Raw genomic sequence first — 23,856 nt, 5'->3', positions numbered from 1 at the left:
TAGATATCAATGATAAAAAAGTTAAACCCCTATCTATTCATTAACCACAAATTTCTTGTTAGTTCTAAAAATGTGTTTCCATTCTGGACTATACAAGTACGATCTGTTTTTACGAGCGCCTATCGCTTTTCCAACAACAATCAATACAGTTCTTGTTTTCTTGCTATCTTTTACAATCTGTGCTAAATCTTTTAGTTTACCCGTGTAAACTGCTTCGTCTTTCCAAGTCAATCGGTACAAAACTGCTACAGGTGTATCTGCATCAAAATGTTCCAACAATTGAGCTTGAACATTTTTGGCTATTAAAACACTCAGAAAAATACACATCGTTGCGTTTGTTTTGGCAAAAGCAGCCAGATTTTCTCTCGAAGGCATCGGTGTTTTTCCTTCGCCACGTGTCAAGACAATCGACTGTACGACTTCTGGAATCGTAAATTCTGATTTCAAAACAGCAGCGGCAGCACTAAAAGAAGAAATTCCGGGAACAATAAAATACTCCATGTCCAAGGCGTCAAAAATGGTCATTTGCTCTTGGATGGCACCATACAACGAAGGATCTCCACATTGCAAACGCACAATCGCATTTCCTTTCGAATACTGTTCTTGCATGATTTCTATCTGCTCCTCTAGGGTCATCATCGCCGAGTTACGAACGATCGCTCCTGGCTTACACCAATTGGTCATTTCTTCAGGAATTAAACTACCAGCATACAAAACGCAATCTGCTTTTTCAAGATATTCTTTTCCTTTTACTGTAATCAATGATTCATCTCCAGGACCGGCACCAATAATTGCAATAGCCGATTTTCTTTCTACATTTTTATCCAAAGCCACCGCAAAAGTGAATTTTTCGTTCGTAGTTTCTATTCTATTTTTTTGTTTTTCGACCAATAATTTTTTGTTACCAGACAACAACATCGCTGTCGATTCTGAAACGCCATCTACGCCAATTTTCTCCAATACGACTGCACTAGGATTCGGAACTGTTACTTGGTTAATGTCTTCAGCTGTAAATGTTACAAATGGAATAGAATACTTAGTTGCCCAAACCAAGTATGCCTCCTGCTGCCCTTTTATGTCAATCGAACCCAAATTTTTAATTGCTTCGAATAGTAAACCTTGGTCTACTAAACGTTCTCGCAACTGCCCGTCAAAAAGTACTGGATCCAAACTTTTGGAACATCCTGATCCAATAGACAATACTTTTGGAATATAGGTTAAATATGGTTTCTTAAAATGATATATTTTATAAGTAACTGCTATAATTAACTCAAAATCAGATTCATTAATATCATTTACATCATAAAAAACTTTAACCTGCTTCGCTGATGTTTTTTCTAAAAAAGTAGTGCCTTTATCCTTAATATCCAATAATAGCGCCGTAGGTTTATTATTGACAAATAATGCAATAATTGTATTTAGCTTATCACTACATGCTATTGTCCATCCAAATTGATTGGCCAATGTATCCAAAGCCCAAATATTTTGTTGATCGCTTGAAGTCGATATAACTGCTTGAGCTCCCAACAATTGTGCAACCTTTAATGCAAAATCATTAGCACCACCCACATGACCACTCACTACTGACTGTACAAAAGTGGCCTGATCATCTACACAAATAACTGCAGGGTCGCTGTTTTTATCTTGAAGATGCGGTGCAATCATACGGACACAAATTCCTAATGCACTCACAAAGCAAATACCATCCAACTGGCTGAAATTATTTGCAACATAATTATCGATAGCTTCAATCGTTGATACATTGGGATCATTATGTTTACGTGTAGTTACTACCACCGATTTTGGAAATTGTTTTTGTAAAATCAAGGCTTTACTAATTGCGTGATCTGTAATGGCTATAAAGGCTACTTTTTTCATCTTCTTATTTTGTCTTCACTGCAGCGTGAATCATTATTTTATTATGTTCATTTACTTGTAATGCAAGGCTATCTATCGAAAAACCTTTGTCTTTTAAAACTGAATTAAAGACCAAACTTGTCTTTTCCTGCACCGCATTGGTAACCAATCTAATATTCGGATTTAAATCAAGGAGTTTCTCCAACATTTCTTCCAATCTATCTCCGTGACCTCCTATAAAAACGACATCGGGACAAGGATAATTTTGCAAATTCAATTCAAAAAAGTCTGCAATCACTACCTGAATTCCAGGAGCTGAGAAGCGTTCTTTATTTTCCTGAATAATAGCTTGACAGTTATCTCTTTTTTCGAAAGCGATGACTTTCAAGCTAGGCTCGTACCTTTTTACCTCAATGGCAACAGCTCCAGTACAGGATCCAATATCCCAAAACACTTCATTTTCGACACAATTTAATGCATGAATTGTAGTTAATCGAACTGGCATTTTGGTAATCATGTTCTCTCTATTAGGTAAGTGAACAAAGCGGTTATCTGTATTACCCAGTTGTTTCTCTTTAACTTTAATTCTTTCCAATAAAATACAATTTAAAGGACTATATTCCTTATAAATTATCGATTTTAAGTTGGTTTGAATAATCTCTTCATCATTACCATCCAAATTGACGCCAATTGTAATGCTATAATTATCAAAACCATATTGCAACATTCTTTTTGCAATAGCAGAGGGATTTCTGGTGCCATCTGTCAATACACCAATTAATGCTTCTTTGTTGATTAAGGCGGTATCCAAGGCCGACCAATCCCTTCCGTGAACCGAAACTGTTTTCAAAGTATTATAGTTAGTTTGCGTTTTATGGCAAAGTCTTTGAATACTATTAAAATAAGGATAAACAGTAAGGCTAGCCTTTGGTAATAAACGTTTGATAGTATTGCCAAAACCATAAAATAAAGGGTCACCAGAAGCAAATACTACAATAGATGCTGTTTGAGCAATATAGGCATCCATCAAAGCCTCCATACTTCCGCTAATGAAAATCCATTCGTGTATTTTGGGTAAATAGGGACTTACTAAATCATAATGTCGTTTTCCTCCCGAAAAAACATGATGACTACCTATAATTTCTTTTAATGTTACAGTAAACTCTGGTACAGGATGATTTCCTATACCAATAAGTATAATATTGCTCTTTTTATTTATTACTTTCAATTACTATATTAAAAATACTGATTAACAGTACGTTATTAATTAATTTAAAAATATTCATTCGCTTCCTCTAGTGTAAAGGCTGCGTTCACAATTGCAGCAGCAACATTACTACCTCCTCGATTACCTTCGATCAAAACCCAAGGAATATTTTTGTTTTGTGACAACTGTTCTTTCGATTCTATCACGTTAACAAAACCAACGGGAACTCCAATTACTCCTGCCAATTTTAAGTCTTGATTGGTGCGCAATTGGTCTGTGATTTCCATCAAAGCTGTAGGAGCATTCCCAACTACATACAAAGCGTTTGGATACAATTGCAACGCTTTACGAATTCCGGCTTGTGATCGTGTAATGTGTTGTTCGATCGCCATCGCAATAGCGTCTTCATCATTGAGGCAACACACAATTTGGTTGTGATATTGCGCACTGAAAGCCTTCGTTATTCCAGATTGCACCATAGTAACATCAGTCACGATAGTTCCGCCATTTTGTAAAAATTTTTGCCATTTAGTGATTGCGTTTGGTGTAGAGTTATAGAATTGGTGATCGTCTAGCACTCCCGTCGTATGAATGATTCGTGTAATGGCCCATTTGTCGTCTTTCGCTTTTGCTAAATCCTGAATATGGTTGGTAACAATTCTGAAACTCTCTTGCTGAATTTCTTTTCCTGTATGAGGTTTTCTATCTAAATAACCTCTAGGAGTAACCAAAAAGTTTTTGAATCTAAAGGTTTGTGAATTACCAATCATTACTAGACTGAACATATCTACATCTTCTGGATCAAAAGCTCCCAATGTGGTAATTTTGATGTGCTCTTCTGGTCGTGTCACTTGCTTGACAATCGCTACAGGTGTATCAGGGGAACGTTCTTCTAAAAATAATTTTTGTAAACGACCCAATTGCCAGTGGCGCTTGATACTCTTAGGATTGTACAAACTGGTTACAAAATCCCCCATTGCTGCCGCACGTATTCTTTTTTCGATTACGTTCCATGGTGTCATTAAATCAGACAAGGAGATACAGCAAAAATCATGACCAAGTGGAGCACCCAATTTACTACCCGAAGCCAAAAATGCAGAAACACCCGGTAAGGTTTCTAGTTCTAAACCAGCATGGTCTTGTTTGGCTACCATTTCATAGACGATTGCTGCCATAGAATAAATACTAGCATCACCCGAACCAATTACAACCACATACTTTCCTTCTTTGGCTTTTTCGATCGCTTTTTCGGCCCTCGCTTCTTCTTTACCCAAGGGCATTGAGATCAATTCGGCATCCTCTTTAAAAAAACTTTCTCCAAATTGAAAATAATAGTCGTACCCAATTACTACATCAGCATTTTGTAATGCTTTTTGAACTATTGGTAAAATATATTCTATGTCTCCGGGACCTAATCCTGCAACTGTTATTTTCATTTTTTTATCATAATTAAAGAGAAATACGGAATCACTCTTGTTCTTATTTCGTCCCAATTGGAAGAAATAAAGGTTTCTTTTGTTCCTAACTTTTCGCTATAGAAAACTTTGTAATTTGAATTCACGAGCACTTCATCTAGTATGGCTACCACAGAAACTATCTTCATCAAAACTACTGTATCGTTATTTTGAATCGCTTCCAACAACAAAACTGTAGATTGTACCCTTGGCAATATTAAGAAACGTTCGTTTTGCAAACACAAAGGTTCTTTGTGTAAAGCCGCGCCTGCTGCATACGAGCTAATTCCTGGTACCAAATCAACTTCCAAACCTTGTTCTTCGGCTTTTTCGAGCAAATACGAAAAAGAACTGTAAGTGCTAATGTCGCCTTCGGCTACTACAGCCACTGTTAAACCATTTGCTACATCCTTTTGAATAGCTACAAAAACTTCATTATAAATTTCCTTAGCTTGTGTGCGTGCCAAACTCATTTGGAGATAAAATCCGATACATTTATCAGGATCCAAATCATAATGTTCCAGAATAGATAAAGAATAACTCGTTTTGGTTCCATCTTTGTACAATGATCCCGGATAGTATATTTTATCAACGGATTTTAAAATATTGAGCCCTTTGACAGTAATCAAATTGGGATCACCAGGACCTAAGGAAATACCATATAATTTTGTTGTACTCATTTTTATATTCCTAAAACTTTTTTAATTTTCGATAAAAACGAATTCGATGCGTCAACCTTGTTATTTTCTTGAAATAAAATTCCTTTAACATTCAAATGATGACCAACTTGTTCTTGACCTTGCTCGGCTTCAAAACCTACAATTTGTTTGCGGTATTTACACAGCTGGCAATTCATATTGGCAGTACCATTGATAGCTTCTTCCAATCGTTCGTCAAAAGCTTTCAACACAAATTCATCAGATCCAAACGCATCGGTGTATACATATTCTTTGGTTGAAGTAGCATTAAATGCCTCAATTTGACCATAAATACGTTCCAATAATACTCCGGTAAAAAAGAAAAACGGAATCGCAATGGTTCTATCAAAAGGCAATTGATCCACCAATTGTAAACTTTCTGTTACCGATGGATATGCAGTACCACTGTAAGCTACGGTTGTAAAACCAAATCCCATTCCTTCCCCCAGCATACAGGCCAATTTATGCACATCAGAGTTCGCATCTGGATCTGTTGTACCTCTTCCTACGACTACCAAGCAGGTTTTTTTTCGATCTAGAAAAGGATGCTTTGCTTCTTCTTCCAAAATTCGTTTCTTGGACAACTCTAGTAAATGAGTATTGACACCCAAATGAGTTCCCATTTTGATGGTCAATCCTTCGTAATTGCGTTGGATCGTATTCATCTCAAAGGGAATATCGTTTTTGGCGTGTGAACCTGCAAAAAGAATTACTGGTAAAGCATAGATTTCTCTAATTCCTTTCTCATACATCCTAGCCACGGCTGCCTCGTACAAAGGGTGATTGAATTCTAGAAAACCATAATCCACTTCATAATCGGTGTATCGTTTTTTTAATAACGAGACCAATTGCTGGAAAGCAGCTGTTCCCGATTCTCTCCTTGATCCATGACCGCAAAGTAAAATTCCTTTTTTCATTTTGTAATTATATAATGATACCGTTATGCTTCGACTATAGGGTCTTGCATACCAAGTAATTGTATTTTTAAGCAATACTCCCAAAATAAGCTATCGCTTGGATTTATGTATAGCATAGCTATGAGTTTTCCGATTTTGTTTTTGAAACGAATTCCTTTCTGGTTGTTATCTATCGAAATAAAATACTCCGTACTCGAAATTTTTGATTGTGCCACTTCTAAAGATTCTTCTTTCGGTACACCACCAATGGTTAAAAACTCTTGTTTTTTATTTTTAAAATTTAATTCTAAAGTAAAAAGACTTTCATACACCACCGATTCCAATTCACTAATAGAATAGGTCAAATCCGATGCGAAAATAATTTCACCTTGAATATTTTGTTCTGATAAATATAAAAATAAGGGATACAAATATTGATCGGAACTAAAACCTTTGGTTATAAAGCAAGTTCCTAGTAGGTCGTCTTTTTTGACATCAAATGGTTTCGGTTTTACGGCAGCTATTTCCTTTTTGGAATTCATTTTAAAATCTTTCTCTTGGTATAAAAGATAAGCTTCCACCGGTTTCTGATGGTCTAGATGCGAGATCACGACCTCTTTTATTTTATCAGGTGTTAATTCTTTATACCAAAAATCGCCCGAATGAACGATACAAGTGGGTGCATCTTCGCAACGACCATTACAACGGGTTTTAATGGTGTGGGTATTCTCCCATAATCCATTATTTCGCAAATAAGATCGTGCAGCACGAACTACGTTTTCGCTTCCTGCCTTTTGGCAAGAACCTCCGTCGCAGAATAGGAAAGTTTGTTGTGATTTTACTAAATTTTTACCCATGACAAACCTTTAAATTGTTGGGATAAAACAGTAAAGTAGTTTTTTGTGGAAAATGTGTGTCCATGTAAATAACTCTTGTTTTACCGATAGAACACACAAAGAGTTAATACACTTACTAAAATAGTAGTGTTTCATAACACCTGGACCTTTCTTCCCGAAAATCCTGTATTGCAATCGAAAAAGTTATTGGTAGGTATTCTGACTCACTCTTGACTTTTGCAATCCTTCCCATTTAGAATATAAACAGTGGTTATGTCACAAAAGCGTTTTTTATACAAAAAACTAAGTTTACAGCTGCGGGTACAGTTTTGGATTTACACCAAATTCCCTATTAAACCTCTAGAAACTAAAGGTGCCAATAAAGTTCCAAAGATATTACTTTTATTGTAAAAGAGCTGTTGTTTTTTTCAAGATAAATTTAATTCGACTTTCAACCGAAACTTTAGACAAGATCACACAATTAAACCCGAAGCGCTGGTAAACCTCTTGAAGTTTCTCTGCTAAACCCTGAAGTTCACTATATTGCTGTGGTCTTTGTGGATCTATTTTGTAAATTTCTTGCCATGAAGGAGCAAAAAATACAGTCTGATGATAGTAAGTAGAAAAAGGAAAATTTAACAAATCATCAAACACCAATTTATTATAAAACTCCAAATAGGCAATAATATCTAGCATACTACGGTCTGTAAAAACGGCTTCTGGATTGTTTTTTAATCGGTTTTTTATCGCTTCAAAAACCAAAACTGCATAAGTTTCTATATCTTCCCATGGTACTGCTTTACCGTTGTTGAGTTGCTGAGCAATGATAATTTCTCTCGAAGCCTCCGGAATAATTATTACCCCTTCTACAGCCAACTGATTGATTAAAGTTGTTTTTCCAGCACCGGGTGGCCCGGTGATAATGTACTTTTTTACCTTCATATACTAAATAAATAAAGAGCTCCAAAAAAAACGAAAATAAAGGCTACACGGTAATTAATAGCAGCAACAAATTGAATTTCATGATGTTCCAATTTTCGATCATTTTCACCAATAAAGGGTTTATAAACCAATTGACCATGATATACATTGGGACCACCAAACTGACAAGACAAAATATACGCCAAAGCTGCCTCTGGATACCCTGCGTTGGGACTACTATGATTTTTTCCTTGAGTAAAAACAACTGACAGTCCTTTTAATTTTCCTGTTACCAATAACATCAATACCGCAGTAAGTCGTGACGGAATATAATTAGCAACATCATCTAACTTTGCAGAAAACTTACCAAATTGCTCGTAACGTTCACTTTTATACCCAATCATGCTGTCTAATGTATTGATCATCTTGTACACTAATGCACCTGTAATACCAAAAAAAATAAAATAAAACAAAGGAGCAATTACCCCATCACTAAGGTTTTCGGACATGGTTTCGAAAGTTGCTTTGCGAATTTGTTGGGCTGTTAATTTGGACGTATCTCTTCCTACAATCCAAGACAATCTTTTTCTACCGGCTTCAATTCCATCCTTTTTTAAGGCATTAAAAACGGATTTCCCCTCGGTAACTAAGGTTTTATTTGCCAAACAGTAGTACAGTAAGATAATTGAAATAATAAAATATACGACTTTGATTTCGAAATAAGTACAGACGAAAGACAACAATAAACTAGCTCCCCAAACTAAACCCACACAAAATAAGGTGCATCCCATTCCTTTTAAGAATTGCTTATTTCCATTATTCCATTTTTTCTCGCTCCAAGAAATTAAATTTCCAAATCCTACAATAAGGTGTGGGATCCCCCTTGGATCTCCAAAAATTAAATCTAAAACATAACCAACGAGTAGAACAATCATTAATTCCATTTTTCTAATGCTTTAATTAGAGCTTCATTCGAAGAGCTTTTTTGAACTGCTAACCGAATATATTCTCCTTCTAATAAATTAAAATTGGTAGCATCTCGAACTAATATTTGATGCTCCATCATCAAATACCGCTTTAAATCGGCTGCTGAACCTTTCAAAACTTCTACCAAAAAATAACTAGTGGCGGAATCTTCAACTTTTAGATTGGAAATTGTATTGATTTGGGCTTGGAACTTTTGGGTTTCAATTGTTAAATCAACTACCGAAAAAAGCAATTTATGGTAATTTTTAAAAATATACAAACCCGCTGCAATTGCTAAAGCATTTACTGTCCATGGTAGTTTATAAGCTAATAACCTCTGAATTATTTCGGGTTTACCAACCATATACCCCAAGCGAATTCCAGGTATGGTAAAGGTTTTTGTCAGAGACTTTACAAGTACTAAATTGGAATACTGCTCCACCAATGGCAGAGAAGAACAAGTTGCAGTAGTAAATTCAACATAGGCTTCGTCAATTACAAAAAGGCTTTGTGGTGCATTACGAATTAGAATTTCGATTTGTTCAGGTTGTAAAACTGTTCCTGTAGGATTGTTGGGATTACAAATAAAAACCAAATCAGAAGTGTAACAGTCAGGTAATTGTTCCCAAGAAACCATTTGGGTTTTAATTTGAAACATTGTACAAGCATCTTCGTATTCCGAAAATGTAGGCCCGACAATCGTAGCCGATCCTCCTGCATACAGTTGCGCTATCAAATAAAACAATTCTGTGGCACCATTACCAAATAAAAATTGATCTTTTGAAAGACCAAAATAGAGTGCTGCAGCGGCATTCAGTTCATTCGCTATTGGTGATGGATAACTTTCGACCGTAAAAACTTTTGATTTTATTTCTTCCAATAATCCAATTGCACAGCCTTTGTTGTATACATTCGAGCTAAAGTTATGCAACACTTTTTTTGGATACTGGTACGCATCATCCCCATGACCCTTAATCATTATTCAAGTTACTTTGCGAATACATGTATTCTATATCCAATGAGGCACGTAGGATAGTAGCTAGTGCATCAAAATTCTTTTCTTTAAATTCTTGATAGGTCTCTACTCGCTTGATCGAAAAACTTCCCAGTAAATCATCAATCACCAGTTGATTGTCTAAAATACCATGTACATAAGTTCCCCAGCAATTATTATTAAGCAGATAACCTTCTGGTTTTCCATCAATAGTATGTAATAAAGGTGCTGATTCTACTGTTTTTGATTCTCCCATATGTATTTCATAACCTTTGCAAACTGCTTTATTTTCTTTGAATAAAAATTCACGCTGTACGGTTACTTTTTCTTTGGTCATGATCGTTTTTATAGGTAATAACCCCAATCCTGGCAAAACAGTAAAACTACTTTCAACCTCGTAAGGGTCCTCTACAAGTTCCCCCATCATTTGGTACCCACCACAAATCCCAATGACTTTATTTCCGTTTTCATAACTATTCAAAATAGCTTGTGCAAGGCCCTCTTTTCTTAAAAAATGTAAATCACTTAAGGTATTTTTGGTACCAGGAAGAATTACAATGGCAGCTTTTGCTATTTCCAGCGGATCTTTGGTGTAGTACAAATTCACCCGTTCGTCTCTTTCCAATAGATTAAAATCAGTATAATTAGACAAATGGGGCAACAAAATGACAGCAATACTTATTTTATTTGAAAATGATCCAGCCGATACTTTTTTGGTATTTAATGCTACTGAATCTTCCTCTTCGATATATATGTCTTTTGCATATGGCACTACGCCCACTACCGGTATACCGGTTAATTCCTCTAGCTTGGTTCTTCCCGAATCAAATAAGCTGATATCTCCTCTAAATTTATTGATAATAATTCCTTTAATCAAGGCGCGCTCCCATTCTTCCAATAATGCAATCGTACCGTAAACACTACCAAATACGCCACCTTTGTCAATATCTGCAACCAGATATACACAGGCATTCGCATGGGCAGCCATACGTAGATTCACAATGTCACGATGTTTAAGGTTCAACTCAGAGATGCTCCCGGCGCCTTCCATAACCACTGGAAAATATTCTTTTTCGAGGGCATCAAAAGCAATTTTGGCTTCTCCAAAAAGGTTCTCTTTATTGTTACCCAAAAAATACTCTTTGGCAGATTGGTTGCCAATTGGTTTTCCGTGTAAAATAACTTGTGATCCAGTTAGTGAAGTTGGTTTGAGAAGCACGGGATTCATTCTTGTATCACACTCAATACTGCAGGCTTCTGCTTGCACAGCTTGCGCACGACCGATTTCCAAACCATCCTTAGTAGCAAAACTGTTCAAGGACATGTTTTGCGCTTTGAAAGGAGCTGGACGATAACCATCCTGTAGCAAAATCCGACAAAATCCAGCCGTAATAATGCTTTTACCCACGTCAGACCCTGTGCCCACAAACATAATAGGTCGCATTTTCATATTTTTTCTTTAAAAAACAAAAGTATCATTTTTAAAAGAAGTAAAATAAATATTCTGATGAAAGGTTTTTCTATCCCGAAGAAAAGTACAGCACAGAGTGTATTTGAATTTATTCTCGAATAAAAGAATTTGAAATAAAATTAGCAATAAGATCAAAAGCAATCACCACCTTTTAATGATTAGCGCAAATGTTTTTTAAAGTTTCAAAACTCAATAGAAAAAAAATGGATACAGTTCAATTAATGATATTTTGAAAGATAAAGAATATCAAAAAGGCATACTCTTTGCATACTTCTATTCATAACTTGTAATTGTTGAAAATCTAATTATAAACAATACTTTTGCTCAAATGAAAATCCATATGCGAAAAATTATACTTATAAGTTTTATTTCTATACTAATGATAAACTGCGGTGTGCGAACTACACGTAATTTATTAACGTCCGGAAACTACGATGAAGCAATCGACAATGCCATTTCGAATTTACGATCAAATAAAGACAAAAAAAGCAAACAAGATTATGTTTATATGCTAGAAGAAGCTTTTGCAAAAGCCAAACAAAGAGATTTAAACAGCATCAATCTAATGAAACAAGATGGGAATCCTGCCAACTTAGAGCGAATATACAATACATACCTTGCACTCAACAACCGCCAACAAAGTATTACCCCTATCCTACCGTTGAAAATAATAAACCTGAGACGAAATGCTATTTTCCCATTTGATAACTATAACAGCCAAATTGTAGATAGTAAAAATGCACTTGCTAGTTATTTGTATATTAATAGCAAAAAATTAATGCTTTCGAATAACAAAATGGACTTTAGAAAAGCATTTGACGATTTTAACTACATCAACCAAATTAGTCCTAATTATAAAGATATTTTAAAATTAAGAGATGAAGCTCAATTCAAAGGGACCGACTTTGTAACGGTTTATACACGCAACGAAACCAATTTGATTATTCCAACTCGCTTACAAAATGAGTTATTAGATTTTAACACGTATGGATTAAATGATAAATGGACTGTTTACCACAGTATCAAAACCAAAGGTATTGATTACGATTACGAAATGGCAATCAATTTTAGAGACATTCGGATTTCACCAGAACAGATAAAAGAAAGAGAATTCATAAAAGAACGTATCATTAAAGACGGATTAAAAAAACTATTAGATTCAAACGGAAAAGTTGTTTTGGATAAATCAGGAAAAGAAGTTTTAATAGATAATATGCTGAAAGCAACAGTTCGAATCTATGAAATAAGACAATTAAAAACCAGTATGGTTACTGCAAAAGTTGATTATTATAACACTCAAACCAAGCAATTGATACAAAGTTTTCCGATTAGCAGCCAATTCATTTTTGAAAATATTTACTCGAATTACAAAGGAGATCGACGAGCGGCAGATGACAATTACTTGAACTACTTTAATAATAGAGTAGTTCCTTTTCCTGATAATCAACAAATGATATACGACACAGGAGAAGACTTAAAATTAAAAATAAAAAACATAATAGCACAAAATCATTTTAACTAAAATTAACTGATTTTTTCAATAGTATCATTAAAACCATTAAAATTTTAAGAGTAATTACTTAAATATCTTAATGGTTTAACTTTTTAAAAACGTTCTTTTTTTTAAAAATTCAGATGAAGTCAATTTGATAATTTAAATAACTGTTTGTATTGACTACAAATCTATTTTTTAACTCTGACAAAAAGAACCAACTACAAGGCAGTTAAATTGACTAATTCATGACCCTTTTTCAAGATACAACAGATAACGATTAAATTGTTATAAAAAATAATTTCGTACTGCTAATTTTCAAAAATAATTGTACTTTTGTTCTATGAATAATAAACGTGTACATATTACTTCTAATTCACGGATGAACAGACCCGTTACCTCTCCCGAGGTACGGATGCTATTAGTATAGTATCTACCATGTTTGGCTCAATCACATTTTATTCATTTTTCATTTTTTTTGCTTTGGAATTGCAACTGTTATCTAGCATTGGATTAACAAATCCTATTTACAAAAGTTATAGTCAATCTTCGTATCCATTTATATGGTTGCACTGTGCTATTATATCTATTAGTAATTCCGAAAAACAATCAAAATTTGTCTCACAACGCAATAAATCAACTCTCAAATGAATATTGATATCGTAATAGCTCAGGAAGAGCATTTCAAATATGCACAAGAAATTTGTGATACCATAGAAACTTCTGCCAAGTTGAGAGGTACAGGAATAGCTAAAAGAACTCCAGAGTACGTTCAAAAAAAGATGATGAACCAAGATGCTGTAATTGCATTGGCCAATGGCAAATTTGCTGGTTTTTGTTATATAGAGGTTTGGGAACATGGAAAATTTGTGGCACATTCTGGATTGATTGTGCATCCTGACTTCCGTAATCTAGGTTTGGCTAAGAAAATCAAATCATTTGTTTTTGATTATTCGCAAAAGAAATACCCAGAAGCTAAGGTTTTCGGTATCACAACTGGATTAGCAGTAATGAAAATCAATTCGGATTTGGGGTACAAACCTGTTCCGTTTTCAGAGTTGACCACTGATCCAAGTTTTTGGAAAGGATGCCAAACCTGTACCAATTATGAGATTTTGAAAAGCAAAGAAAACAAACTTTGTTTGTGCACCGGAATGCTTTTTGACCCGAAAGAAAAACCGAAAGATCCGCCCAAACATCCTTTTAATGTCAAGGTATTAAACCGATTAAAAGCCATAAAGCAAGCCATTCTTTTGACTATCACAGAAAAAAAATAAAAAACAAGCATCATTTGTTAATAATGATGAACAACAATAAAGCAACATTCAATAATAATCAACTAGGTACCAAACGGACCTGGCCAAAAGTAAAAAATGATGAAAAAAGTAGTACTAGCATACAGTGGAGGTCTTGATACCTCATATTGCCTTAAATATTTAAAAAACGAAAAAGGATTCGAAGTACACACTGTATTAATCAACACAGGTGGATTTGACGATCAAGAACTTAACGATATTGAGGAACGCGCGTATGAGTTAGGTAGTGCCAAACATGCCAACCTTACTATTGTAGACAAATACTATGACAAAGCAATCAAATATCTAATTTATGGTAATGTCTTAAAAAACAATACTTACCCACTTTCTGTAAGTGCCGAAAGAGTTTTTCAAGCGATCGAAGCGATAAAATATGCTAAATCTATTGGAGCAACCGCTATCGCACATGGTAGTACAGGTGCAGGAAATGACCAAATTCGTTTTGACCTTATTTTCCACACCATCGCTCCAGAGATCGAAATCATCACTCCAATTCGTGACTTGAAATTGTCAAGACAAGAAGAAGTTGATTATTTAGCTCAAAACGGCGTGCACTACTCTTGGGAAAAAGCACAATACTCCATCAACAAAGGTCTTTGGGGAACATCTGTTGGAGGAAAAGAAACTTTGACTTCACACCAATCGTTACCAAACGAGGCTTACCCTTCACAATTGATAAAAGAAGGAGAAGAAAAAGTAACTCTTGAGTTCAAGCAAGGTGAACTAGTATCTATCAACGGCAAAAAAGACAAACCTTCGAACAATATTGTAACCCTAGAAAAACTAGCCAATGCCTATGCAATTGGTAGAGATACGCACGTAGGTGACACGATTATTGGAATTAAAGGTAGAGTTGGTTTTGAAGCTGCTGCTCCCCTAATCATCATCAAAGGGCACCATTTATTGGAGAAACACACACTAGGAAAATGGCAACAATATTGGAAAGAGCAACTAGGAAACTGGTACGGAATGCTTTTCCACGAAGGGCAATTTCTAGATCCTGTGATGCGTAACATCGAGGCTTTCCTTGAAGACACGCAAAAAAATGTAAACGGAAAAGTATTTGTAACTTTGAGACCGTATCATTTTGTGTTAGACGGAATCGAGTCTGAAAATGACTTGATGACAAACAGTTTTGGTCAATATGGCGAAATGAATAACGCTTGGACGTCTGACGATGCCAAAGGGTTTATCAAAATTTTGGGTAACGCTCAAAACATATTTTCGGCAGTAAACAACGAAACTTACGAATAAATAAAAGTTTTTCTAAGGAGCAGAAACATTTTGCTATGCAGGAAATTCCGTCCCGCTATTCGTTACAATCTTTTTGGGCTGAACCCCAGCCCAAAAAGGATTTTCACTGCTATCGGGGCTAAAGAGAAAGTTTAAGTTTTTCAAATGAACTTTTACAATCTTTTTAAACCATTAAGAAATCAAGAAAAATTCAAATGAATAAAACTTAATTTCTTAATGGTTAAAATAATAAAAATGTTTAAAAACAAAGAGTTATGATTTCAATCGGAATAATTGGAGGTTCGGGATATACAGCAGGAGAATTAATTAGAATCTTGATGTTTCACCCTAATGCAAAACTAGATTTTGTCTACAGCACCACAAACGCTGGAAAACCATTAACTACTGCGCACCAAGATTTGATGGGCGATATTGATATGAATTTCACCGATACCGTTAACCCAAATGTAGACGTGCTTTTCTTGTGTTTAGGACACGGAAAATCAATTTCGTTTCTAGAAAATAATACATTCTCTGACGCGACCAAAATCATCGATTTAGGAAACGACTTCCGTTTGACCAAAGACAATCAATTTGACGGAAAATCATTTGTTTATGGACTTCCAGAATTGAACAAAGCCAATATCAAAAAAGCACAACATATTGCTAATCCAGGATGTTTTGCAACCGCTATTCAATTGGCATTATTGCCACTAGCAGCAGACGGATTGTTGAGCGAAGATGTTCACATCAACGCAACTACGGGTAGTACAGGTGCAGGTGTAAGTTTATCAGCAACCTCACATTTTAGTTGGAGAAACAACAACTTCTCACACTACAAAGCATTCGAACACCAACATTTGGGCGAAATAAACCAAAGTATCAATCAATTACAAGCATCTTATTCAGATGAATTGATTTTTGTACCCAACAGAGGTGATTTCCCAAGAGGAATCTTCGCTACTTTATATACAAAATCAGAAGAAAGCTTAGAAGATTTGGTTGCCAAATACGAAGCTTTCTATGCAGACCAACCATTTGTTACCGTTACGACAACCAACATCAACATGAAGCAAGTAGTACAAACCAACAAATGTATTATTAGTTTATTGAAAAAAGGAAATCGGGTTTTGATAACCTCTGTTATCGATAATTTACTCAAAGGCGCCTCTGGTCAAGCCATTCAAAACATGAATTTAATGTTTGGATTGGATGAAACTACAGGATTGCATTTGAAACCGAGTGGATTTTAAAAATTTGTTTCAAGTTTCTAGTTTCAAGTTATTCCGAGAACTTGAAACTTGAAACCTTAAAACAAAAAAACAAAAAAAAATGAACTTATTTGACGTTTACCCATTATACCCTATCACACCTGTAAAAGCATTAGATTGCACCATTACAGACGACAAAGGAATTGAATATTTAGATTTATACTCTGGTCACGGAGTAATTTCTATTGGACATACGCAACCGTATTATGTTGCCAAAGTAACCGAACAATTGAACAATTTGAGTTTTTACTCCAATGCGATTCAAAATCCATTGCAAGTTGAACTAGCAGAAAAACTTGGAAAACTATCCGGTTATACCGATTATAGCTTGTTTTTGTGTTCTTCTGGAGCTGAAGCCAATGAGAATGCTTTGAAAATGGCTTCTTTTCATACCAATAAAACAAGAGTTATATCTTTTAATAACGCCTTTCACGGACGTACCTCTGCAGCTGTTGCTACAACAGATAATCCGAAAATTGTTGCACCGATTAATGCGCAACAAGTAGTTACTTTTTTACCCTTGAACGAAATTGATTTGGTAGAAGCCGAATTGAAAAAAGGAGATGTTTGTGCGGTTATCATCGAGCCTATTCAAGGTGTTGGTGGTTTGGACCAAGGAACAACGGAATTTTTTCAGGCGTTGGAGAAAGTTTGTAAAGCTCATGACGTAGTTCTAATCATGGATGAAGTACAATCTGGTTTTGGAAGAAGCGGAAAATTCTTTGCGCACCAATTTCACGGCATCACACCAGATATTATTTGCATGGCAAAAGGTATGGGTAATGGTTTCCCGATTGGCGGAATTTTAATTGCTCCTCAATTCAAAGCAAGCTACGGATTACTAGGAACTACTTTTGGTGGAAGTCATTTGGCTTGTGCTGCAAGTATTGCTGTTCTTGAAGTAATAGAAAAAGAAAACTTGATGGCAAACGCTACCAAAATTGAAGCCTACTTTTTGGAAGCGATCAAAGCAGTTCCGGAAATCATAAAAGTAAAAGGTAGAGGATTAATGATTGGAGTTGAATTTGATTTCGATGTAAGTGCCTTGAGAAAGAAAATGATTATTGAAAAACATATTTTTACCGGAGGAGCAAACAATAAAAATTTATTGAGAATCTTGCCTCCTTTGACAATTACTACTGCTGCTATTGATACATTCATTGTAGCATTGCAAGAGTCGTTGGCGGAGTTGAAAGGGTAAAGATTAACCTTTTTCAAGAGTTTTATTTTTAATAGAATATAAACTCAATTGTGCCACAGTATGTGGCACAATTATCAAATTGATTTAAATAGTTGAAATCATACTATTTTGCGTGAGGGATAGTAGTGGAGCTCTTTTTTATCAATTGCCACGGGTTTAAACCCGTGGCAATTGATAAAAAAAGCGGGAACAAATAGCCCGACCCGATAGGGACACGCCCAAAAACAATTAAAATAAAAACAATGAACAAAATACTTCCAATCGAAAAAAGAAATGCTGTTTTAACTACAATGGCAGCTTTATTAGAGCAAGAAAGAGAAAACCTAAAAGCGATTAACCAGCAAGATTTAGCCAATTACAACGGTGATGATTTGGCTATGGAAAAACGTTTACTGGTTGATGATGCCAAAGTGGACGGCATGATCCTTTCGATGCAACAATTGGCTAGTCAGGAAGACCCTGTTGGGCAAGTTCGTTTCACGTTTACACACGAGAACGGAATGAAAATCAGCAATAAAACGGCTGCTTTTGGAACTATTTTAATTATTTACGAATCGCGCCCAGACGTCACTGTCGAAGCGGGAGGAATCGCTTTTAAGTCGGGAAACAAAATCTTGTTGAAAGGCGGAAAAGAATCATTGCTTTCGAACCAAAAAATTGTGAGCCTTTGGCACCAAGCATTAGAGAGTAATGGCGTTGCTACAGAATGTGTTGAATACTTGAATTATGATAGAGCACAAACACAAGCATTCTTAGAAAAACCAACACAAAAAGTCGATTTAATCGTTCCTCGTGGTGGCGAAAAACTAATTGAATTCACTAAAAAGTTCGCTACTTGTCCAGTAATTGTAAGTGGTCGTGGAAATAATTTTGTTTATGTGAATCAATCTGCCGACTTGAAAAAAGCGATGGACATCATCATTAACGGAAAAACAACCAATATTGGAGTTTGCAATGCTCTTGACAAGGTTTTAATAGATACTAAAGTTCCGAATTGGGAAAGTTTTGCAAAGGAATTAGCTATCGAATTGCAAAAATTCAATGTAGAAGTTTTGGGAGATAGCGCCTTTGCAAAAGCGACTCAGGTTCCAGAAATTGAAAATGAAGTAATTTGGTACGAAGAGTTTTTGAATTATAAAATTGTAATTGGGGTCGTGAATTCTGATGAAGAAGCGATTGCTAAAATTAATAAATATTGTGGCGGTCACTCTGCTTCGATCATTACGGAAGTTCCAGATGATGCGCAAGTATTCATGGAGAATGTAGACGCAGCATCTGTATATCACAATGCTTCGACTCGTTTTACCGATGGTGGACAATTTGGTTTAGGTGGCGAATTGGCCATCAGCACTGACAAATTACACCAACGTGGACCAATTGGTTTACAGCATTTGGTAACCAATAAATGGTATGTTTACGGGGATGGACAAATACGATAGCTAATTAAGCTTTTGGCTATTAGCTATTGGCTGTATCCGATTTAAATATAAATGCAAACTATAACGCCAATAGTTAAAACTAAAGGCTAAAAGCATAAAATGAAAAAAAGAATTTTACTAAAAATAGGAAGTAACACATTAACCAAAGAAACCAATCATATTTCGAGAGGAAAAATTGAGGATATTGGTATGCAAATAGCGGCTTTGAAGGACGAATACGAATTTATAATTGTGAGTTCGGGTGCGATTGCGGCAGCGAAACAATTTGTAAAATTAGATAAAAATGACCAAGAAGTTTTTGTTAAGCAAGCTTTGGCGTCTATTGGACAACCTCATTTAATGCGGATATACCATGAAAATTTTAGTGATTTAGGATTGCATACGTCACAATGTCTACTCTCCTATTCTGATTTCGAAAAAGAAAATACCAAAGTCAATATTGTCAATACAATAAATGTGTTGGTTAAAAATAATTATATTCCTATCATCAATGAAAATGATACGGTGGCTACGGACGAAATTAAATTTGGTGACAACGATAAATTAGCAGCATTAACGGCTGTATTGCTGAATGTTGACATTTTGATCATCGCTACTAATACCAACGGAATCTATACCAAGGCTACTTTTCAGGATAAAAATCCAGAAACGATTTCGATTGTAACAGATTTGAATTTAATGCAACAAGAAGTAGGCGACTCAAAATCATCACATGGAACTGGTGGTATGCAGTCAAAAATTGAAGCTGCCGCAATAGCCAAAGCTGCCAATATTGAAACTTGGATTGTGAATGGGTTAAATGACAACTTTATTTTGAATGCTATAAATAATACAATACCTTTTACCAAGATTGTGTAGAGTTAGGACACGGATGAAACGGATTCGCTATCGCGAAAACGCAGATTAAAACGAATTTTTTTAATTCTATTGTGACCATTTTTGATTAGCTAAAGCTAATTTGAATTAAAAAGGATTTATTATATTGTGTTTCAATAGACTTATAGATGCTCTTAATTGTTTTTTCAACGCTTATGATTTAGAAAGTATGCCTTTACTACACGAAGTACTTACAAATGTTATCATCAAGACCTTTTATGAAGTCTACAATGAGTTGGGATATGGTTTTTTGGAAAAAGTATATCAAAACGCTTTATGTATAGAATTAAGAAATAAAAATTTAGTAGTAGAACCTGAAAAAAGAATAGCGGTCTATTATAAAGAACATCAAGTCGGTGATTACGTAGTTGACCTAATAGTTGAGAACAAAGTATTATTGGAATTAAAAGCAGTTGATCACATAAATGAACAATATGAAAATCAAATACTCAATTATCTTCGGGCAACAGATTGTGAAGTAGCATTACTAATGAATTTTGGTCCAAAACCAGAGTTTAAAAGAAAAGTATTCGAAAACAATAGAAAGCGAAGAAAATAAAGAAGAAGCTAAATCACATGCAACTTAAATCAGTACAAATCAAAATTAGCTTTAGCGAATCAGTATAATCCGCGTCCATAAAAACGCAGCAATAATAAATCAGTACTAATCAAAATTAGCTTTAGCTAATCAGTACTAATCAAAAAGAAGAATATCAGTTTTAATCCGCGTTTTCGCGATAGCGAATCAGTACAATCCGCGTCCATAAAAACACAACAATAGTAAATCAGTACAATTCAAATACATAAAAAATGAATTACATCTCAGTACAAAACATCGACAACCTATCAGACTGGGTTAAAGATGCCTTGAAAATCAAAAAAAATCCCTTAAAGAATAAGAAACTAGGAAAACATAAAACCCTCGGAATGTTGTTTTTTAATCCAAGTCTACGTACGCGATTAAGCACGCAAAAAGCAGCCTTGAATTTAGGAATGAATGTCATGGTCATGAACTTCACCAATGAGGGATGGACTTTGGAGTTTGAAGATGGAGCCATTATGAACAAAGGAGCATCTGAACATATAAAAGAAGCAGCAGAAGTTGTTTCACAATACTGCGATATTGTTGCCATCAGAGCTTTTGCCGGTTTGGTAGACAAAGAAAAAGACAACGCCGAAACCGTTTTGGCAGGTTTCTTAAAATATGCAACTGTGCCAATCGTGAACATGGAAGGTTGTACAGGTCACCCACTACAATCCCTTGCAGATGCAATCACAATGGAAGAGCACAAAACCGCACACAGACCAAAAGTAGTACTGTCATGGGCACCTCACCCAAGAGCATTGCCACAAGCGGTAGCCAACTCTTTTGTAGAAATGATGCAGTTGCAAGATGCTGATTTTGTAATTACCCATCCCGAAGGATATGAACTAAATCCTGAAATCACAAAGGATTCAAAAATAGAATACGATCAAGACAAAGCATTTGAGAATGCCGATTTTATCTATACCAAAAACTGGAGTAATTACAACGACTACGGTAAAATAACCAATTCTGACCCAAATTGGACGGTCAATGCAGCAAAAATGGCTTTGACAAACAATGCTAAATTCATGCACTGCTTACCTGTGCGTCGTAACGTTGTTGTAGCTGACGAAGTCTTGGATAGCGAAAACTCCATTGTAATCGAACAAGCAAATAATAGAACCTATGCGGCACAATTGGTGCTTCAAAAAATATTGAAAAATGAGCAATAAAAAAATAGTAACCCTTGTGAAAATTGGCGGAAACATCATTGATGATGCCAACGAATTACAACAGTTTCTGAGCGATTTTTCTAAAATTGAAGGGCATAAAGTATTAGTTCACGGTGGCGGAAAATCAGCTACCAAAATGGCCAAAAGCATTGGACTTGTTCCGCAAATGATTGACGGACGTCGCATTACAGATGCTGCTATGCTTGAGGTAGTTGTCATGATTTATGCAGGACAAATCAACAAAGAAGTAGTTGCTCAATTGCAAGCAAACAATACCAATGCCATCGGATTTTCTGGCGCAGATGGAAATTTAATTCAGTCTGAAAAAAGAAATCATCCCACGATTGATTACGGATTTGTAGGCGATGTCAAAAAGGTAAACACGACACTTTTACAAACGCTAATCGAAGCCGGAATCACGCCTGTTTTTTGCGCAATCACCCACGACAAAAAAGGTCAACTGCTCAATACCAATGCTGATACTATTGCAAGCGAATTGGCAATTGCTTTATCTGAGGTTTATGAGGTGACGTTAAATTATTGCTTCGAAAAACCGGGTGTTTTATTCGATTCAGAAGATGATAGTTCTGTGATTGCGAATATGAATGCCGAATTGTATTCAAAATTAAAAGACGAAAAAGCGATTCATTCGGGAATGATTCCTAAATTAGACAACTGTTTTAATAGTTTGAACAAAGGAGTACAAAAAATCCGAATCGGACACCACAAAATGTTGAAAAATACAGAAACTATATGTACAACGATACAATTATAAAATTAAACACCTAATAATCACTTTGACTTTCAAAAGTATATGTGAAATCTACTGAAAACTGTGTTTAAAAACCGATATAAATGAAAAATATAGAAATCCTTACGCAAGAAGCAATTTCACTTTTAGAGGCTTTAATTGAGACTCCCTCCTTTTCTAGCGAAGAAGACCAGACTGCACTTCTAATAGAAAATTGGTTCAATCAAAATGATATTCCTTTTAAAAGAGAGAATAATAATGTTTGGGCATTCAACAAACATTTTGAAGAAACCAAACCTACCCTCCTTTTAAATTCACATCACGATACCGTAAGACCCAATCAAGCCTATACTAACGACCCGTTTAATGCCTTTGTGAAAGACGGAAAATTATACGGATTAGGAAGTAATGATGCAGGTGGCTGCTTAGTTTCTTTATTATCTACTTTTGTCCATTTTTACGAAAAAGAAAACTTGCCCTACAACTTAGTTATGGTCGCATCTGCAGAAGAAGAAAGCAGTGGTAAAAATGGATTGAACAGCGTTTTAAAACATTTACCTGAGCTATCCTGCGCCATTGTGGGTGAACCGACTTTGATGCAGTTGGCTATTGCCGAAAAAGGATTATTGGTACTCGACGTCAAAGTCAAAGGAACACCAAGTCATGCCGCACACCAAAATGATGATAGCGCAATTTATAAAACACTGCCTATTATCGAATGGTTTAAAACCTATGCTTTCGATAAAATCTCAGAGCAATTGGGCCCTGTAAAAATGACGGTAACTCAAATCAATGCCGGAAAACAACATAACGTGGTTCCATCTGACTGTGATTTGGTGGTAGATATCCGTGTGAACGACTGCTATAACAATACCGAAATTCTAGAAACCGTTCGTGCACATGTGAACGCAGAGGTCAACCCGCGCTCCATGCACCTAAACGCCTCGTCAATACCCGAAGCTCACGGTTTGGTACAAGCCGGAATCGCATTGGGCCGCACTACTTATGGTTCTCCTACCCTCTCAGATCAGTCAGTTTTGAGCTGTCAATCATTGAAACTAGGACCTGGAGACACCCTACGTTCCCACTCTGCAGATGAATTTATTTATTTAAACGAAATTGAAGAAGGAATCGATTTGTACATCAAAATATTGGGAGATTTTTTGAAACAGTAAAATGATGGGGAGCTATTTCCCGCTATCCGTTACAATCTTGTGGG

21 protein-coding genes and 1 riboswitch are annotated in these 23,856 nt (G+C 35.6%); of the genes, 11 read left to right on the top strand and 10 right to left on the bottom strand.

The window, feature by feature from the left end; genetic code table 11:
- Positions 1–33: 33 nt before the first annotated feature.
- From cobM to M2326_RS09705, 10 genes are all read right to left on the bottom strand, one after another.
- The gene (gene cobM, locus M2326_RS09750) at positions 34–1,878 is read right to left on the bottom strand and encodes a precorrin-4 C(11)-methyltransferase (RefSeq protein WP_264619373.1); all 1,845 of its coding nucleotides are present in this window, start codon (positions 1,876–1,878) and stop codon (positions 34–36) included.
- A gap of 4 nt (positions 1,879–1,882) precedes the next feature.
- Positions 1,883–3,085, bottom strand: coding sequence for a precorrin-6y C5,15-methyltransferase (decarboxylating) subunit CbiE (gene cbiE / locus M2326_RS09745; protein WP_264619372.1), 1,203 nt, complete (start codon positions 3,083–3,085; stop codon positions 1,883–1,885).
- Between the two features lie 44 nt (positions 3,086–3,129).
- On the bottom strand, positions 3,130–4,500 hold the full coding sequence (gene cobJ / locus M2326_RS09740; protein ID WP_264619371.1) for a precorrin-3B C(17)-methyltransferase: 1,371 nt from the start codon (positions 4,498–4,500) through the stop codon (positions 3,130–3,132).
- Positions 4,497–5,198, bottom strand: coding sequence for a precorrin-2 C(20)-methyltransferase (cobI, locus tag M2326_RS09735; RefSeq protein WP_264619370.1), 702 nt, complete (start codon positions 5,196–5,198; stop codon positions 4,497–4,499). The genes cobJ and cobI overlap by 4 nt, the downstream gene beginning before the upstream one ends.
- A gap of 2 nt (positions 5,199–5,200) precedes the next feature.
- Positions 5,201–6,133 carry a sirohydrochlorin chelatase gene (locus tag M2326_RS09730; protein WP_264619369.1) on the bottom strand — a complete coding sequence of 311 codons (933 nt, stop codon included), beginning with the start codon at positions 6,131–6,133 and terminating at the stop codon, positions 5,201–5,203.
- A 23-nt stretch (positions 6,134–6,156) separates the two neighbouring features.
- A complete protein-coding gene (locus M2326_RS09725) occupies positions 6,157–6,969 on the bottom strand; it encodes a (2Fe-2S) ferredoxin domain-containing protein (protein ID WP_264619368.1) in 813 nt (270 codons plus the stop codon).
- A gap of 171 nt (positions 6,970–7,140) precedes the next feature.
- A riboswitch (cobalamin riboswitch) is annotated at positions 7,141–7,344 on the bottom strand.
- Positions 7,345–7,350: 6 nt separating this feature from the next.
- The gene (locus tag M2326_RS09720) at positions 7,351–7,890 is read right to left on the bottom strand and encodes an AAA family ATPase (protein ID WP_264619367.1); all 540 of its coding nucleotides are present in this window, start codon (positions 7,888–7,890) and stop codon (positions 7,351–7,353) included.
- Positions 7,887–8,813 (bottom strand): adenosylcobinamide-phosphate synthase CbiB, encoded by a 927-nt coding sequence (gene cbiB, locus M2326_RS09715; RefSeq protein ID WP_264619366.1) that lies wholly within the window; start codon positions 8,811–8,813, stop codon positions 7,887–7,889. Before cbiB ends, M2326_RS09720 begins: the two co-directional genes overlap by 4 nt.
- Complete coding sequence (locus M2326_RS09710; protein WP_264619365.1) at positions 8,804–9,814, bottom strand: pyridoxal phosphate-dependent aminotransferase; 1,011 nt, start codon at positions 9,812–9,814, stop codon at positions 8,804–8,806. Before M2326_RS09710 ends, cbiB begins: the two co-directional genes overlap by 10 nt.
- Positions 9,807–11,279 (bottom strand): cobyric acid synthase, encoded by a 1,473-nt coding sequence (locus tag M2326_RS09705; protein ID WP_264619364.1) that lies wholly within the window; start codon positions 11,277–11,279, stop codon positions 9,807–9,809. Before M2326_RS09705 ends, M2326_RS09710 begins: the two co-directional genes overlap by 8 nt.
- Positions 11,280–11,679: 400 nt before the next feature.
- Here M2326_RS09705 and M2326_RS09700 point away from each other — a divergent pair, with 400 nt between their 5' ends.
- From M2326_RS09700 to M2326_RS09650, 11 genes are all read left to right on the top strand, one after another.
- On the top strand, positions 11,680–12,822 hold the full coding sequence (locus tag M2326_RS09700) for a hypothetical protein (protein WP_319800837.1): 1,143 nt from the start codon (positions 11,680–11,682) through the stop codon (positions 12,820–12,822).
- A gap of 617 nt (positions 12,823–13,439) precedes the next feature.
- On the top strand, positions 13,440–14,069 hold the full coding sequence (locus M2326_RS09695) for a GNAT family N-acetyltransferase (protein WP_264619362.1): 630 nt from the start codon (positions 13,440–13,442) through the stop codon (positions 14,067–14,069).
- A gap of 99 nt (positions 14,070–14,168) precedes the next feature.
- The gene (locus tag M2326_RS09690) at positions 14,169–15,362 is read left to right on the top strand and encodes an argininosuccinate synthase (RefSeq protein ID WP_264619391.1); all 1,194 of its coding nucleotides are present in this window, start codon (positions 14,169–14,171) and stop codon (positions 15,360–15,362) included.
- 254 nt (positions 15,363–15,616) lie between these two features.
- On the top strand, positions 15,617–16,594 hold the full coding sequence (argC, locus tag M2326_RS09685; RefSeq protein WP_264619361.1) for an N-acetyl-gamma-glutamyl-phosphate reductase: 978 nt from the start codon (positions 15,617–15,619) through the stop codon (positions 16,592–16,594).
- Between the two features lie 79 nt (positions 16,595–16,673).
- Positions 16,674–17,813 (top strand): aspartate aminotransferase family protein, encoded by a 1,140-nt coding sequence (locus tag M2326_RS09680; RefSeq protein WP_264619360.1) that lies wholly within the window; start codon positions 16,674–16,676, stop codon positions 17,811–17,813.
- Positions 17,814–18,055: 242 nt separating this feature from the next.
- Positions 18,056–19,252, top strand: a complete 1,197-nt coding sequence (locus tag M2326_RS09675) for a glutamate-5-semialdehyde dehydrogenase (RefSeq protein ID WP_264619359.1) — start codon at positions 18,056–18,058, stop codon at positions 19,250–19,252.
- A gap of 99 nt (positions 19,253–19,351) precedes the next feature.
- Positions 19,352–20,110, top strand: coding sequence for a glutamate 5-kinase (proB, locus tag M2326_RS09670; RefSeq protein ID WP_264619358.1), 759 nt, complete (start codon positions 19,352–19,354; stop codon positions 20,108–20,110).
- A 187-nt stretch (positions 20,111–20,297) separates the two neighbouring features.
- Positions 20,298–20,687, top strand: coding sequence for a GxxExxY protein (locus M2326_RS09665; RefSeq protein ID WP_264619357.1), 390 nt, complete (start codon positions 20,298–20,300; stop codon positions 20,685–20,687).
- A gap of 251 nt (positions 20,688–20,938) precedes the next feature.
- Positions 20,939–21,886 carry an N-acetylornithine carbamoyltransferase gene (locus tag M2326_RS09660; RefSeq protein ID WP_264619356.1) on the top strand — a complete coding sequence of 316 codons (948 nt, stop codon included), beginning with the start codon at positions 20,939–20,941 and terminating at the stop codon, positions 21,884–21,886.
- Positions 21,876–22,661, top strand: a complete 786-nt coding sequence (gene argB / locus M2326_RS09655; RefSeq protein WP_108740931.1) for an acetylglutamate kinase — start codon at positions 21,876–21,878, stop codon at positions 22,659–22,661. Before M2326_RS09660 ends, argB begins: the two co-directional genes overlap by 11 nt.
- Positions 22,662–22,741: 80 nt before the next feature.
- Positions 22,742–23,812, top strand: a complete 1,071-nt coding sequence (locus M2326_RS09650) for a M20 family metallo-hydrolase (protein WP_108740930.1) — start codon at positions 22,742–22,744, stop codon at positions 23,810–23,812.
- The last annotated feature ends 44 nt before the right edge of the window (positions 23,813–23,856 follow it).

The organism is Flavobacterium psychraerolatum (genome assembly GCF_025960985.1).
Taxonomy (GTDB): Bacteria; Bacteroidota; Bacteroidia; order Flavobacteriales; family Flavobacteriaceae; genus Flavobacterium.
This window is presented reverse-complemented; position numbering and strand designations above follow the sequence as displayed.

Coding starts and splice junctions, on each gene's coding strand:
- cobM (WP_264619373.1), bottom strand. CDS start 1,878: ATGAAAAAAGTAGCCTTTATAGCCATTACAGATCACGCAATTAGTAAA.
- cobJ (WP_264619371.1), bottom strand. CDS start 4,500: ATGAAAATAACAGTTGCAGGATTAGGTCCCGGAGACATAGAATATATT.
- cobI (WP_264619370.1), bottom strand. CDS start 5,198: ATGAGTACAACAAAATTATATGGTATTTCCTTAGGTCCTGGTGATCCC.
- M2326_RS09730 (WP_264619369.1), bottom strand. CDS start 6,133: ATGAAAAAAGGAATTTTACTTTGCGGTCATGGATCAAGGAGAGAATCG.
- M2326_RS09725 (WP_264619368.1), bottom strand. CDS start 6,969: ATGGGTAAAAATTTAGTAAAATCACAACAAACTTTCCTATTCTGCGAC.
- M2326_RS09720 (WP_264619367.1), bottom strand. CDS start 7,890: ATGAAGGTAAAAAAGTACATTATCACCGGGCCACCCGGTGCTGGAAAA.
- cbiB (WP_264619366.1), bottom strand. CDS start 8,813: ATGGAATTAATGATTGTTCTACTCGTTGGTTATGTTTTAGATTTAATT.
- M2326_RS09710 (WP_264619365.1), bottom strand. CDS start 9,814: ATGATTAAGGGTCATGGGGATGATGCGTACCAGTATCCAAAAAAAGTG.
- M2326_RS09705 (WP_264619364.1), bottom strand. CDS start 11,279: ATGAAAATGCGACCTATTATGTTTGTGGGCACAGGGTCTGACGTGGGT.
- M2326_RS09700 (WP_319800837.1), top strand. CDS start 11,680: ATGATAAACTGCGGTGTGCGAACTACACGTAATTTATTAACGTCCGGA.
- M2326_RS09695 (WP_264619362.1), top strand. CDS start 13,440: ATGAATATTGATATCGTAATAGCTCAGGAAGAGCATTTCAAATATGCA.
- M2326_RS09690 (WP_264619391.1), top strand. CDS start 14,169: ATGAAAAAAGTAGTACTAGCATACAGTGGAGGTCTTGATACCTCATAT.
- argC (WP_264619361.1), top strand. CDS start 15,617: ATGATTTCAATCGGAATAATTGGAGGTTCGGGATATACAGCAGGAGAA.
- M2326_RS09680 (WP_264619360.1), top strand. CDS start 16,674: ATGAACTTATTTGACGTTTACCCATTATACCCTATCACACCTGTAAAA.
- M2326_RS09675 (WP_264619359.1), top strand. CDS start 18,056: ATGAACAAAATACTTCCAATCGAAAAAAGAAATGCTGTTTTAACTACA.
- proB (WP_264619358.1), top strand. CDS start 19,352: ATGAAAAAAAGAATTTTACTAAAAATAGGAAGTAACACATTAACCAAA.
- M2326_RS09665 (WP_264619357.1), top strand. CDS start 20,298: ATGCCTTTACTACACGAAGTACTTACAAATGTTATCATCAAGACCTTT.
- M2326_RS09660 (WP_264619356.1), top strand. CDS start 20,939: ATGAATTACATCTCAGTACAAAACATCGACAACCTATCAGACTGGGTT.
- argB (WP_108740931.1), top strand. CDS start 21,876: ATGAGCAATAAAAAAATAGTAACCCTTGTGAAAATTGGCGGAAACATC.
- M2326_RS09650 (WP_108740930.1), top strand. CDS start 22,742: ATGAAAAATATAGAAATCCTTACGCAAGAAGCAATTTCACTTTTAGAG.